This is a genomic window from Gammaproteobacteria bacterium, assembly GCA_016200485.1.
Taxonomy (GTDB): Bacteria; Pseudomonadota; Gammaproteobacteria; order Tenderiales; family Tenderiaceae; genus JACQEP01.
This window is the reverse complement of sequence record JACQEP010000007.1, coordinates 66100-79094: the sequence shown is the minus strand read 5'-3', so window position 1 is coordinate 79094 and position 12995 is coordinate 66100. Positions and strand designations below refer to the sequence as shown.

Annotated in this window: 12 protein-coding genes; 6 read left to right on the top strand and 6 right to left on the bottom strand. The window is 52.8% G+C overall.

Annotated elements, in window-relative coordinates; all coding sequences use genetic code 11:
* Positions 1-40: 40 nt before the first annotated feature.
* Complete coding sequence (locus tag HY272_03835; protein ID MBI3771814.1) at positions 41-1174, bottom strand: PQQ-dependent sugar dehydrogenase; 1134 nt, start codon at positions 1172-1174, stop codon at positions 41-43.
* 339 nt (positions 1175-1513) lie between these two features.
* Positions 1514-3394 (bottom strand): ATP-binding cassette domain-containing protein, encoded by a 1881-nt coding sequence (locus HY272_03830; protein MBI3771813.1) that lies wholly within the window; start codon positions 3392-3394, stop codon positions 1514-1516.
* Between the two features lie 300 nt (positions 3395-3694).
* On the opposite strand from HY272_03830, the gene HY272_03825 reads away from it, so the two are divergent.
* The 5 genes from HY272_03825 to HY272_03805 all read left to right on the top strand — a co-directional run bounded on the left by HY272_03825 (position 3695) and on the right by HY272_03805 (position 6895).
* Positions 3695-4297 (top strand): LemA family protein, encoded by a 603-nt coding sequence (locus HY272_03825; protein ID MBI3771812.1) that lies wholly within the window; start codon positions 3695-3697, stop codon positions 4295-4297.
* Between the two features lie 17 nt (positions 4298-4314).
* Positions 4315-5166, top strand: coding sequence for a YgcG family protein (locus HY272_03820; protein MBI3771811.1), 852 nt, complete (start codon positions 4315-4317; stop codon positions 5164-5166).
* A complete protein-coding gene (locus HY272_03815; GenBank protein ID MBI3771810.1) occupies positions 5160-5654 on the top strand; it encodes a TPM domain-containing protein in 495 nt (164 codons plus the stop codon). The genes HY272_03820 and HY272_03815 overlap by 7 nt, the downstream gene beginning before the upstream one ends.
* A 150-nt stretch (positions 5655-5804) precedes the next feature.
* Complete coding sequence (locus HY272_03810; GenBank protein ID MBI3771809.1) at positions 5805-6203, top strand: VOC family protein; 399 nt, start codon at positions 5805-5807, stop codon at positions 6201-6203.
* Between the two features lie 5 nt (positions 6204-6208).
* A complete protein-coding gene (locus tag HY272_03805; GenBank protein MBI3771808.1) occupies positions 6209-6895 on the top strand; it encodes a DUF2461 domain-containing protein in 687 nt (228 codons plus the stop codon).
* Between the two features lie 213 nt (positions 6896-7108).
* On the opposite strand, the gene HY272_03800 is transcribed toward HY272_03805, so the two are convergent.
* The 3 genes from HY272_03800 to HY272_03790 form a co-directional block, all read right to left on the bottom strand.
* Positions 7109-7615, bottom strand: coding sequence for a Slp family lipoprotein (locus HY272_03800; protein ID MBI3771807.1), 507 nt, complete (start codon positions 7613-7615; stop codon positions 7109-7111).
* Between the two features lie 10 nt (positions 7616-7625).
* Positions 7626-8174 (bottom strand): Slp family lipoprotein, encoded by a 549-nt coding sequence (locus tag HY272_03795; protein ID MBI3771806.1) that lies wholly within the window; start codon positions 8172-8174, stop codon positions 7626-7628.
* A gap of 75 nt (positions 8175-8249) precedes the next feature.
* Complete coding sequence (locus tag HY272_03790) at positions 8250-9560, bottom strand: DUF1939 domain-containing protein (GenBank protein MBI3771805.1); 1311 nt, start codon at positions 9558-9560, stop codon at positions 8250-8252.
* Between the two features lie 214 nt (positions 9561-9774).
* On the opposite strand from HY272_03790, the gene mgtA reads away from it, so the two are divergent.
* Positions 9775-12321 (top strand): magnesium-translocating P-type ATPase, encoded by a 2547-nt coding sequence (mgtA, locus tag HY272_03785; protein ID MBI3771804.1) that lies wholly within the window; start codon positions 9775-9777, stop codon positions 12319-12321.
* A 22-nt stretch (positions 12322-12343) separates the two neighbouring features.
* Here the strand turns inward: mgtA and HY272_03780 are convergent, their stop codons facing one another.
* Positions 12344-12913 carry a GNAT family N-acetyltransferase gene (locus tag HY272_03780; GenBank protein ID MBI3771803.1) on the bottom strand — a complete coding sequence of 190 codons (570 nt, stop codon included), beginning with the start codon at positions 12911-12913 and terminating at the stop codon, positions 12344-12346.
* Positions 12914-12995: the final 82 nt, after the last annotated feature.

Here is a 12995-nt window from a genome sequence, read left to right as displayed (position 1 = left end):
CGGTCACACTTAACGGGTGATTGTACTCGAAACTGGCGTTCTACTCCTCACGCCGCAGGCGAAACAAGCCTTCGGTTCCGCTGTCGCTGGTAAAATAGAGCGCGCCATCCGGGCCGACGGCGACCCCGACCGGCCGCGCCCAGCGATCCCCATTGGACAGTTGAAAACCGGTGACCAGCTCATCGACCCGCTTCGCCGTGCCCTGATCAAAGCGTACCGCCACCAGCATCGGCGGCCGGCGCGATGCCTCATCACCAAAAAAGCCGCCGCTCGGCTTGGTCCCCCAAGAACCTCGCAACGCGACAATGGCATTAAACTCCAGATTTGGGTCCATCGCCCCTTGCGGTACAAATGCCACGCCCATTGGCGCGCTGCGGGCAGGGAAGGTCACGGCCGGTGGTTGAACTTCAGCGATTGGGTGGGGCGGTGGGCGCTTGATACAGTCGTCACGCCGAATGTGCGCACCATCGTATTGAAACCATGGCATGCCGTGAAATGATCCCGCAGTCAGGCGACTGAAGTATTCCGGCGGCTGCTCGTAGCCATGATGATCGGGGCCATTGTTGCTGGCATACATATCCCCCGTTTTTGGATGCCAGGCAAAACCGACTGGGTTACGCAGACCGGAAGCGAAGGGTTTCCACCTTGGTTTGTCACCGTCTTCGCGCAATACCATCACGCCGCCGCGTTGATCGTCGAATGGATACCCTGCACCCAGATATTGATCGCTGCAATTACTACTGATACCTAGACTCAGATAAATGCGTCCATCGGGACCGATGGCAACTGTGCGACTATTGTGCCCGCCACCGCCCGGCAACGCTGCGAGCAGAGAAACTGAATCCGGCACAATGCGTGCCTGACCGGGTCGATACGACGCGCGGTACAAGCCACTTGTCTTCGCAATCAAGATCTCGTCGTTGCGCAACGCAACACTGTGCGGATAACCGCCGACGGTTAACAACACTTCAGGACGAACATAGGGTGGCGGCAACCGATAGACCTTACCGGATTTAGAACCAATCAAAAGATCGCCGTTGGCGGCAAAAGTCATCAAGCGCGGCCCATCCAGCGCAGCCGTGAGCAGCTCGAGGCGATAACCTTTGGGCACATTTACTTTCAGATGCTCGCCTGCAACATCAATCTGTTGCTCAGTCAAGACGAGCTTTTCCATGCTTGCATACGCTTGGGGCAGGATACAGAAACTGAACACAAAACCCAGAATTGAGCCAAACCGCGCACCTGAATAAAAATGATATCGGCGAAGCTCCGTAACAACGTTGAAATAGGGAATGCATTTCATACCGCCAACCCTTTGTGAACTAAGCACCTCAAATATAGCGACATACCCGCAAAAGGGAACACAAGTAGCGTGATAACAGCCCCAAAATAACTTTAAATTGTAAAATTTTGTTACATCTTCTCCGCCTGCATCTAAGGATGTATCTTTCCTCTGGACTCATTTTTCACCCGCTGTTGATAAACGCGTGGCCAGATAATACGGTAGATACATTCAGCCTTGGACGCGCTCTAATTGCTCGCTAATTTCCAACCAGACGGCTTCTGTCTCTGCCAGCATTTTCTCCACCTCGGCCTGACGCTGGAGCAGGGTTTTGAGTTGATCCTTTTTGGTAGCCTCATAGATCCCAGAATCGGCAAGTTGCTGCTGTAAACCGGCCTTTTCCTGGCCAAGCTTTTCCATTCGCACCTCGATTTTTTGCAGCTCTTTTTTCAGCGGCTGAAGTTTCTGCCGCTGTTCGGCCTCGTTGCGGCGCTGATCCTTGCGGCTGGGCGCACGCTCTGCATTGGTATTACCTATCGCATTCCGGCGTTGCGATAACCAGCGCGCATAATCATCCATGTCGCCATCGAATTCGCTGACACGGCCATCGGCCACCAGCAACCATTTATCGGTCACACTGCTGAGCAGACTGCGATCATGCGACACGATCACCATCGCGCCTTCAAATCCCTGCAATGCCACACTCAGCGCATCGCGCATATCGAGGTCGAGATGATTGGTCGGCTCATCGAGCAACAATAAATTCGGTCGCTGATACACCAGCATCGCCAGCACCAGCCGCGCCTTTTCACCGCCAGAGAAGGGGGCGATCGCATCGGTTACGCGATCCCCCTGAAACCCAAAACCACCGAGAAAATCGCGTAACGATTGTTCCATCGCCTTGGAATCAAGTCGCTGCAAATGCAACAGCGCACTCTCTTGTGCGTGCAATTGCTCAAGTTGATGCTGCGCAAAATAACCAATCCGTAACTCTGGCGCGAGCGTTTGCTTGCCTTGCAACGGCGCCAGCTCACCCGCGAGCATTTTGATGAATGTGGACTTGCCCGCACCGTTCGGTCCCAGCAAGCCAATCCGATCGCCGGGTACCAGACTCAGGCCGATATTGTCCAGAATGACATTGCCGCCATAACCCAGCGCAATCTTTTCCAGGCTCAACAACGGATGTGGTATTTTCAGCGGCGGGCGAAAGCTGAAATGAAAGGGGGAATCGACATGCGCCGCCGTGATCAACTCCATGCGTTGCAGCGCCTTTAAGCGACTCTGCGCCTGCCGCGCCTTGCTTGCCTTGGCCCGGAAGCGTTCGACAAAACTGTGCATATGCGCGATTTTGCGCTGCTGCTGCTCATAGGCCGACTGCTGTTGCGCCAACCGCTCCGCACGCCGCACCTCAAAGGCGGTGTAATTACCGCTATAGAGCGTTATTTGTTCATGTTCGAGATGCGCAATATGATTCACCACCTGATCGAGAAATTCGCGATCGTGCGAAATCAGGATCAAAGTGCCGGGATAATTGCGCAGCCAGTCTTCCAGCCACAGCACCGCATCCAGATCGAGATGATTGGTCGGCTCATCGAGCAACAATAAATCGGAACGGCACATCAAGGCTTGTGCCAGATTCAGCCGCATCCGCCAGCCGCCGGAAAAAGCGCACACCGGCGTCTGTTCCTGGTCCGGCATGAAGCCCAAACCGCTCATCAGTTTCGCAGCGCGGACGCGAGCATTGTAGCCATCGATGTTTTCGAGCCGGGTGTGGAGATGCGCGATTGCGTTGCCATCATGCGCAGCCTCTGCCTGTTCCAGCGCTAGCGCGATCTGTCGCAACTCGCTATCGCCATCCATCACATAGTCAATGGCACTGTGCTCAACCGCCGGCGTCTCTTGCGCCACATGCGCGATCACCCACTGCTTAGGAATCGCAACATCCCCCTGGTCGTGATGCAGCTGCCCACGCAGCAAGGCAAAGAGACTGGATTTACCGGTACCATTGGCGCCCGTCAGACCGACACGCTGACCGGGATGGATTTTAAAAGTTGCGCCCGCAAACAGCACGCGGCCGCCACGGCGCAGGGTGACATCATTGAAAACCAGCATGGGGCGGGAGTTTACCAGTCAATGCCGGCACATACCAAAAACAAGGCCCGCTCGAGGCGGGCCCTGTGAGGCGAAGTTTGGGCTTAAACCCTATTTTGCTGCTTTCGTCTCTCTTCCTGCACTTTACCAGGGCTTATTAACTTCTTCCCTGTATTTGTGTTAGAAATTAGCCGATGCTGGCAATGACTACAAGCCATCGCAGGGGCCTTTGTGTAATATGTCGTCAGTTGACGACGCGCTATCCAGGCGCCTCAGAGAGTCCTATACTTTATCCATAGCACCCCTAAGGAGATGAACATCATGCGCTATCTGGCAGCTAGCTTGACCCTGATCATCAGCCTGTTCCTGAGCGGCTGTGGCTATAACACCTTGCAAGCCACGGATGAACAAATTAAAGCTTCATGGTCGGAGGTCATCAATCAATATCAACGCCGTGCCGATCTGGTGCCGAATCTGGTCAATGTGGTGAAGGGATATGCGGCACATGAAGAAGAAGTGCTGACCAAAGTAACGGAAGCTCGCGCCAAAGTGGGATCGATGCAAGTGACGCCGGAGCTGATCAACAATCAGCAGGCCTTTGCCCAATTCCAGGCAGCACAGGGTGAACTCTCTTCCGCACTTTCGCGGCTGCTAGTGGTGGCGGAGAACTATCCGCAATTGAAGGCGGATGGTTTGTTCCGCGATTTGCAGGCGCAATTGGAGGGCACGGAAAACCGTATCACCGTTGCCCGTAATCGTTATATCAAGGCGGTAGAAGAGTACAACGTTACCGTACGATCATTTCCCAGCAATCTCACGGCCATGTTGTTCAGCTTTAAGGTGAAACCTAATTTCACGGTGGAAAATGAAAAAGCGATCTCAACTGCGCCCAAGGTTGATTTCGGCACAGTGCCGGCCAAGTAGCCCAGCCTCTTGCCGGCATGAACTATTTTCAGACGGTGATATCGCCCTGGCGCTGGGTGTTGTTGTGTCTGGCGTTACTAGCGAGCACCTTCGCTCAGGCAGAACTCGCCGTACCGCCACTTGAAGCACGCATCACCGACCTCACCGGCACACTCACCGCGCAACAACGCACGCAGCTTGAAGAAGAACTGCGCAGTCTTGAAAACCGAAAAGGCAGTCAGATCGCGATTCTGCTGGTGCCCAGCACAGAGCCTGAGACCATCGAACAATACGCGCTACGCGTAGCCGAAAACTGGAAACTTGGTCGCAAGGGCGTCGATGACGGCTTGTTGATTCTCGCTGCGTTGCAAGATCACACGCTGCGACTGGAAGTAGGCTACGGCCTCGAAGGCGTGGTCCCCGATGCCATCGCCAAGCGTATTATTAGCGAAATTATGGTGCCGTATTTTCGCCAGGGTGACTATTACGGCGGACTGGTAGCAGGCGTGGATCGTTTGTCGCGCTTGATTGATGGCGAGCCATTACCTGCTCCAAGCCAACAGGACAGTGAATGGTCCGGGGGAAATAGCTTGCCCTTATTGTTCTTCGCCGTGATTGCGCTGGGTGGATTCCTGCGCGCGATTTTCGGCCAACTGCTCGGCGCCTCAGTGGTCAGTACCGTAATCGGCATTGCGGTGTGGTGGTTGTTTGGCTCAATGACGTTTACGCTGCTCGCCGCCATCTTCGCCTTCATCATTACGCTTTTCGGCGGCGGTGGACGAGGCTCACGTTACGGCGGCATCAATGGCGGCGGCGGTGGTTTTGGCGGTGGAACATTCCGTGGCGGCGGTGGCGGCTTTGGTGGTGGCGGGGCATCAGGACGATGGTAAGCCGGATATTTAAACACTTGTTAACGCCTGCCTGGTGGTACCGCCGCGCGTTTCCACGGGCAGTTATGCGCAACATAGAAAAGGCTATCCGTGACAGCGAAACGCATCACTTTGGCGAGATCCGTTTTGTGGTGGAAGCGGATTTGAGCCTTTCCGAGCTACTTCGCGGCATCACCGCCCGTGACCGTGCCATCGAACTTTTCTCACAATTGCGGATCTGGGATACCGAGCACAACAGCGGCGTGCTGATCTATTTACTGCTCGCCGACCGTGACGTGGAAATTATCGCCGACCGCGGTATCCATCACCGCGTTGGCAATGCAGCCTGGGAAACGATCTGCCAACAAATGGAACGGGAATTCCGCCAACAACATTTTGAAGCGGGCGTACTCCATGGCATCCGCGCAATTAGCGAATTACTGAGCCGCCACTTCCCAACGGGCGGCGGCAACGTAAATGAATTGCCAGATCAGCCAATCGTGCTATAACTTTAAGGGCGCTTCAAAAATCAATCGTTCCATGTTTTGAGCATGGACTCGCCAAAATCGCCGTCCACACAAACCTTCCTGACATAACGCTGCCAGGAATCCCTTACGAGTCCTATGTTTGTCCTAACAATATCGCAGAAGGAGACCACGATGAGTAAAGAAGCAATGAAACAACACGGTGCATTCAGCTGGAACGAACTGTTGACCACGGACGTGACACGCGCCAAGGCGTTTTATGGTGAACTGTTGGGCTGGACCCTCGAAGACATCAAGTCGAACGGCATGGATTACACCATTGCCAAGGCTGGCGAAACACAAGTCGGCGGCATCATGGCCATCCCGACCCAGGCCAAGGGCATGCCGCCGGCCTGGGGCGCCTATGTCACGGTAGATAATGTGGATGCGCTGATCCCACGAGTGGAAAAACTGGGCGGCAAGATCTGTGCTCCACCGATGGAGATTCCGGGGCTGGGCCGTTTTATGGTAATTCAGGACCCGCAAGGAGCAGTGTTGTCGCTGATCACTTATACCTCGCTTGAGACAATGTAGTTACAATGACAAGCCGTTACTTCACACATGAAACGTTCGCTTTTCTTTCCGCCCTGGCGGCCAACAACAACCGCGAGTGGTTCGAACAAAACAAGCAAGCGTATGAGGCAGCGGTTCGTACACCTGCACTGGCGTTCATTACCGATCTGGCCACTGAACTGGCGATGATCTCCCCCTGCTTTCTGGCGCTACCCAGAAAAGTGGGGGGCTCGTTGATGCGGATTCATCGTGATACTCGTTTTGGCAAAGACAAACGCCCTTACAAAACCAACATCGGCATTCAGTTTCGTCATGAAGTGGGCAAAGATGTTCACGCTCCCGGCTACTATGTTCATATTGAGCCTGGCGGCTGTTTCATCGGCGTGGGTGTCTGGCGGCCGGATGCTGCTGCTCTCGGCAAGATCAGAGGCTCCATCATCGCAAAGAGCAACGCCTGGCTGACGGCGCGCGATGACAAAACCTTCAGAAAATATTTTACTCTCGACGGCGAGGTTCTTGCCAACCCGCCGCGCGGCTATGCCAAAGATCACCCCCTGATCGAAGATCTGAAACGCAAGGATTTCATCGCCATCGCTAAAATCGGCGGAAAGAGTGTCACGTCTGATAATTTCAACTCCACTGTGACCGAACATTTCGAACAGGCCACACCTTACATGTGTTTTCTTTGCAAAGCGCTAGAGTTAAGCTTTTAGTTATACACCTGGCCACAGGCTCCCGCTCACGCTTCGGCAAAACGACTGTTACTATCAACACAAAAATGCCGATCCATTGGCTTCTCGATCACCGATTTCGCCAGAAAGAATGCCCTCCGAGGTCCGGTTACTGACGGAAAAATGGGTTAAGGTATACGGCTTCAAATAGGCGTGCAACTAATCCGGGGAGCTTTACAATTCCATTCAGCCGCGTTATCGGCTGATACTCACCCCAATCCCAAAATGAACACTTGACGCTGGCAAGCCGTCTCGTCGCCATAGATAAATGGCTTGCGGCTGAATCACAGGGTACGTGTACGATATTTCGCCGACTTGGCCAACACGCGTATTTTGTAAAGCACCGCTGACACTGATGATTCTTCCCGGAGCATAGTCTGCCGCTTCTAGATATTCCTCCTTGATGATGAGGAAGCGCCCGTTCGCCTGGGCATTAACATCGGGGCGCTGCGCTGAATCTAGCGGATAACTCAACACTTCGATTTCAGTGCGATCCTTAAGATTGATGCAGCTCAGGATAATTCCGCCCCAGATCACATTATGATCACGAACGGTATCGATATGAGCAGCAGCATATTGTGGAGTAATCGCCGGATCAACGCCCTGCGTTTCAAACTTTGGCCCGGCAGCACAACCAGTCAAAATGATGAGCAATGCTATTGCAGCCCACCTGGAAATCAGTCTCGATAACAACGCCGACATGACAATCCTCTCATCTTAACGGATGACGTTGATGGGGGTAGGGCCACCACGGGTCGTACCACCAGGGATCACGCCAATAGGGGTCATACCAATAGGGCGGCGGGTATACAGGCAAGGGTTCAGGTGGCCACAGATAATAGGCCTCAATCTTCACGATTGGAAATTTATAGCGATATTCACCAATCGCTCGTTCTTCATCACCTTCAACAATACCTGTAACAGTGACCGCTTGGCCTGCGGCAAGAACAACGGGGTCCAGAAAACCGGCATATCGCGCGAGAAAACGCCCACTGCCTGCTAGCTCTTCATCAGGCCGGCCATTGGATTGCAGAGGACGAGAAACGATTTCGATCCAACTCTCATTAGCACGATTTTCAACACCGACAATCGTGCCACCCCATCGCACCCGGCTGCCCACGTATTGCTGCAATTGCTCACGCACGGCCGACTCCGACGGACTACCTGTTGGCGCCTGCCGGATTTCATTCGGGACATTACTGGCGCAAGCCCCTAGCAGACCGGCGATTAGCAAAAAACACACCCAGCGCTTCCATTGCATACGTCACCTCTTACAATGAGGGTGTCATTTTTATTTTAGACTACCGCTACTTCTACTTCATAAGCATGATTTTAATCATGCAGGCACATAGATCGCATAACCCCTTGGTGCCGCATATAACTGCGTCCAGCCACCACCATCTGCGCGCTGATCAAGGGGTTTACTCTGATCATGGCCCCACCACGCGGCACAATCGAGTTGATTATTGGACCACTGTGTCTGCACCCAGGTTCCGCGCCATGCATTTGCATCGGTATTGATCACCACAATCAGCCCTTTCTGCCCCTGATAACCGTGCCGCTGTGCGATATAGAGATGATCATCACAATAAAGCAGCGTTGTGCCACCACCCGCATAGTCACGATGAATCTGGCTAAGCTTATCGATGCCGTTAGCGCTGCCGGGCAATGCCAATCCATAGTTGTAGTAATCTTTCCAGAAAATACAGGGCACACCCTCATGCGTCAGGATAAAGGCGTAGGCGAGTAATTTATCGCTAACTATCGGCTGACTGCGATCAGTATCATGGTTATCACAAAAGGTAACGGCATTCAGCGGCACATCGAATATCAGACCACTGCCCCATAGGCCGCGCATGTCATAAGATTGGTTGTTGCACATTTCACGCAACGCATAAAACAGTGGAAAATCAAAAGCAGAACAAGACCAGTTGACATAATCGAGATACGCTTTCACCGCACCTTTGTCACCATCCCAATACTCAACCACACCGAAACATTTTTGCCATTCCTGAATACTCTGCACAATCCAGGAATCGTAATATTTAACAGCATCATAACGAAAGCCATCATAACCAATTCCGGTTTGTCTATCGTGCAGGAAGCGGATGTACTCCATCACACCAAGATAGGTATAAGGATTATCGTGACAAAGATCCGGCAGATCATATCCTTCCAGATCACCATAAAAAGAACCCGCGTCGCGTGACGAATACTCGCAGGGATGAAAATTACTAAAGTCACGCGCAAACTTTCCCGACTTGGGAGAAAATTTTGTCTTCATCTCCTTGCCAGTGATCGGATTCAGCTCTTTTGCATCACCAACATCACAGTGATTAAGCACTGCATCGGCAATCACCGACATTCCCTCGTCGTGCGCTGCTTGAATAAGTGCGCGAAGTTCATCTTTGGAGCCGAACCAGGTTTTGACACCCCCCTTTTGATCAAACTCGCCGTGATCATAATAGTCATAAGGCGCATATCCCATGCTATCGATATGGCTTGATTTAGCCGACGGCGGCAACCACAGCCCTGTAATGCCAATCTGAGCCAGATCAGCGATCTTGGTTTGCACATACTGCCACCACTCGCTAGCTTTATTCTCAGCCTGAGGGCAATCCCAGTAGAAAGTTTGCATGAGTCTCATAGTGGATTTCCTTTTCGTCATTCACGGAGCGGGGATAACAATATCTAGATGGCTGCAGGGGGTTAATCAAGTTTTATTCGTATATTTAGTATTCGCTCGATACTCATTGCATTTGCGATTAAGATAGTTCTATAGATCGTGAAATGATGGGGCTAGACTTTGGAGAGTGATTTAACAAAAGGGTAACGTAATTCCTAAATATTCGATTGCCCACATGACACAACCCACTTCAACCTCTGCATTTTGGCAAGCATCAATCAGCGAATTATATCGCTCGCTTGACGCTTCCCCCGCGGGCCTAACGACAGCGCAGGCTGATATGCGCTTTGCGCAATATGGCCCCAACACACCCAGTCTGCATCATGAGCGAGCGCTGATTCTTCAGTTTCTATCACGCTTTCGCAATCCGCTGGTATTGTTACTGTTGGCCGCCAGCGCCGTTTCGGCGGTGACTGGCGACCAAACCAGCTTTTTTATCATCACCTTTATGGTGTTGATGAGTGTAACGCTCGATTTTATCCAGGAGCACCGCGCGGGCAAGGCGGCTGAAGGTTTAAAGGCATCCGTCGCCGTGCATGCAAGCGTGTTGCGCGACGGAAAACCTCAAGAAACTCCCGTTGCCAAAATTGTGCCAGGAGATGTCGTGGCGCTGGTCGCCGGCGATCTAGTGCCTGCCGACTGCGTAGTGCTGGAGGCCAAAGATTTTTTCATCAATCAAGCGTTGTTGACTGGCGAACCTTATCCTGTGGAAAAGCGCACTGGCGTTGTACCGGCGAGTGATATGAGTTCAGCCACTCACGCCGTATTCATGGGCACCTCGGTCATCAGTGGCAATGCGCGAGTACTGGTTTGCCGAACGGGCCCGGCCACCGCCCTGGGGGAAATTGCCGACAGTCTCACTACCAACGGTACACCGACCTCATTTGAACGCGGCACTCGGCAATTCGGCTTGCTCATTATGCGTTTGACTATCTTGCTGGTGTTGTTCGTGCTACTGGTCAACTCGCTGTTTCATCGCCCCTGGCTGGAGACTTTCTTGTTCGCTGTCGCACTCGCCGTCGGGCTGACGCCAGAACTTTTGCCGATGGTGGTCTCGGTCACGCTGTCGCGAGGCGCGATACGCATGTCACGACAGCAGGTCATCGTCAAACGCCTGTCCTCCATTCAAGATCTGGGCAGCATGGACGTGTTGTGTACCGACAAGACCGGCACGCTGACAGAGGCGCGCATCCGTCTCGAACGCCATGTCAATCCTTCCGGTGTTGAAAGTGAGCGTGTGCTGCAGCTCGCCTATCTGAACAGTTTTTTCGAATCGGGCCTGCGCAGTCCGCTGGATGATGCCATTCTCGCGCATCAGGAAATCGATATCAGTGCGTGGCATAAGATCGATGAAGTTCAATTCGATTTTGAGCGGCGCAGGATCTCTGTGCTTGTAGAGAGTGATGGGCAACGACTGTTAGTGGTCAAAGGAGCACCAGAAGATATTCTGCGGTTGTCGACACACTACGAAGGCGACTCCGCCGAAGATCTACGCCCGCTTGATGGCGACGCGCTCACCCGCGTACAAACCCTCAACGACGACCTCGCCCGCGAAGGCTTTCGCGTGCTTGGGATTGCGTGGCGCAAGGTAGCGGCTGACCATCCGCATGCCGTGGTAGATGACGAAACTGAACTGGTGTTTGCTGGCTTCGCCGCCTTTCTCGATCCACCCAAAGCCAGCGCCGGGCCAGCATTACAAGCACTGACGGCCAGCGGCATCGCAGTCAAGATCGTTACCGGTGACAATGAACTGGTCACGCGCCATATTTGCACTCAGCTAGGTGTAGAGATCACGGGCGTACTTACCGGAAACGACCTACAGCTGCTAAACGATGAGGCACTGTGGGCAAAATTGGATAATGTGAATCTCTTCTGCCGTGTCAACCCGGCGCAGAAAAATCGGATCATTCAGGCATTACAGGCGCGCCGCCATGTCGTGGGCTACCTCGGCGACGGCATCAATGACGCGCCGGCACTGAAATCCGCCGACATCGGCATCTCAGTTGACAGCGCAGTGGATGTGGCCAAAGACGCCGCCGACATGATCATGCTCAAATCCGATCTCCAGGTATTGCACGACGGCGTACGCGAAGGCCGCCGCACTTTCGGCAACATCATGAAATACATCATGATGGGCACCAGCTCCAGTTTCGGTAACATGTTCAGCATGGCCGGCGCTACCGTGCTACTACCATTCCTGCCCATGTTGCCAGTGCAAATTCTGCTCAATAATCTTATGTATGATCTCTCGGAAGTGGCGATTCCCATGGATAAGGTCGATGACGACTATCTTGCCACGCCGCGGCAATGGAACATGAATTTCATCCGCAACTTCATGCTCACCATCGGCCCAGTGAGTTCCGTATTCGACTTCCTAACGTTCTACATTATGCTCAGCGTATTCAGCGCAGGCGAAGCACTATTTCGTACCGGATGGTTTATCGAATCCATCGCCTCACAGGTGCTGGTGATCTTCATCATCCGTACCCGCCACAACCCATTGCAGAGCCAACCCAGCCGACTCCTGATTCTCGCATCGCTCGCTGTTATCGCGTGCGCAATCATACTCCCCTATTTACCGCTCGGCCATTGGTTTGGTTTTGTACCGCTACCACTCGAGTTTTTTGCCTTCCTTATTGCCATGGTAGTGTGTTATCTGATAGCCGTCGAAGTTGTTAAGCGCTGGTTTTATTGCCAGCATGGCAAGGCATTTACTCGCTGACCGAGTTAAAAGTATTCCCATTTCAAAATTTTTTAACCCATACCTGCATCGGCTTCTCGGTTTCCACCACGTCGCCGACATCCTTCCACGTAAACGTCACCACAAGATGTTCATGTTTCTCAAAGCCGAATTTACGCCACAATGAATCGGGCGCGGCATATTGCTTAGGGCACGAAGGATGATTGTTGCCGCGATCCACTGCGGCGAGGCATATCGTTTTATACTTTTCAGGATCAATCGCCGACAAAGCCGTTGCCAGCAGTTTTGTGCCGATGCCCTTGCCACGAGCATTTGCCCGCACCATCACTTCACCGATGTAGTAGATTTCGTGAAGCGATTCCCCGGCAAATAGCGCCTTGAATTCCTGGCTCTCCTCCAGCAAGGGCACGCCAGTGCAAGCACCGACCAACCCTTTCTCATCAGGAATCATAACCAGAATACTGTTTGGATTTCTGGAATAACGGCTCAAATACTTTCGTTCATATTCCAGACTTCCTTCATAGAGATATGGGTACTCCCTGAAAATTTCGATGCGGAATCTGCCGAGTGTTTCGATATGGTTCTTTATTTCAGTTCCGTGAATTATGCGCATGAAACACCGGCGAAATTAACGTTATAAATTCTAATATGAATTTACACTTAAAACCAAGCGTAGTCATAAGTGCGCTCAAAAT

Bases quoted from the DNA above. Each gene is read 5' to 3' on its own strand.
- HY272_03835 (MBI3771814.1), bottom strand. From the start codon at position 1,174: ATGGAAAAGCTCGTCTTGACTGAGCAACAGATTGATGTTGCAGGCGAG.
- HY272_03830 (MBI3771813.1), bottom strand. From the start codon at position 3,394: ATGCTGGTTTTCAATGATGTCACCCTGCGCCGTGGCGGCCGCGTGCTG.
- HY272_03825 (MBI3771812.1), top strand. From the start codon at position 3,695: ATGCGCTATCTGGCAGCTAGCTTGACCCTGATCATCAGCCTGTTCCTG.
- HY272_03820 (MBI3771811.1), top strand. From the start codon at position 4,315: ATGAACTATTTTCAGACGGTGATATCGCCCTGGCGCTGGGTGTTGTTG.
- HY272_03815 (MBI3771810.1), top strand. From the start codon at position 5,160: ATGGTAAGCCGGATATTTAAACACTTGTTAACGCCTGCCTGGTGGTAC.
- HY272_03810 (MBI3771809.1), top strand. From the start codon at position 5,805: ATGAGTAAAGAAGCAATGAAACAACACGGTGCATTCAGCTGGAACGAA.
- HY272_03805 (MBI3771808.1), top strand. From the start codon at position 6,209: ATGACAAGCCGTTACTTCACACATGAAACGTTCGCTTTTCTTTCCGCC.
- HY272_03800 (MBI3771807.1), bottom strand. From the start codon at position 7,615: ATGTCGGCGTTGTTATCGAGACTGATTTCCAGGTGGGCTGCAATAGCA.
- HY272_03795 (MBI3771806.1), bottom strand. From the start codon at position 8,174: ATGCAATGGAAGCGCTGGGTGTGTTTTTTGCTAATCGCCGGTCTGCTA.
- HY272_03790 (MBI3771805.1), bottom strand. From the start codon at position 9,560: ATGAGACTCATGCAAACTTTCTACTGGGATTGCCCTCAGGCTGAGAAT.
- mgtA (MBI3771804.1), top strand. From the start codon at position 9,775: ATGACACAACCCACTTCAACCTCTGCATTTTGGCAAGCATCAATCAGC.
- HY272_03780 (MBI3771803.1), bottom strand. From the start codon at position 12,913: ATGCGCATAATTCACGGAACTGAAATAAAGAACCATATCGAAACACTC.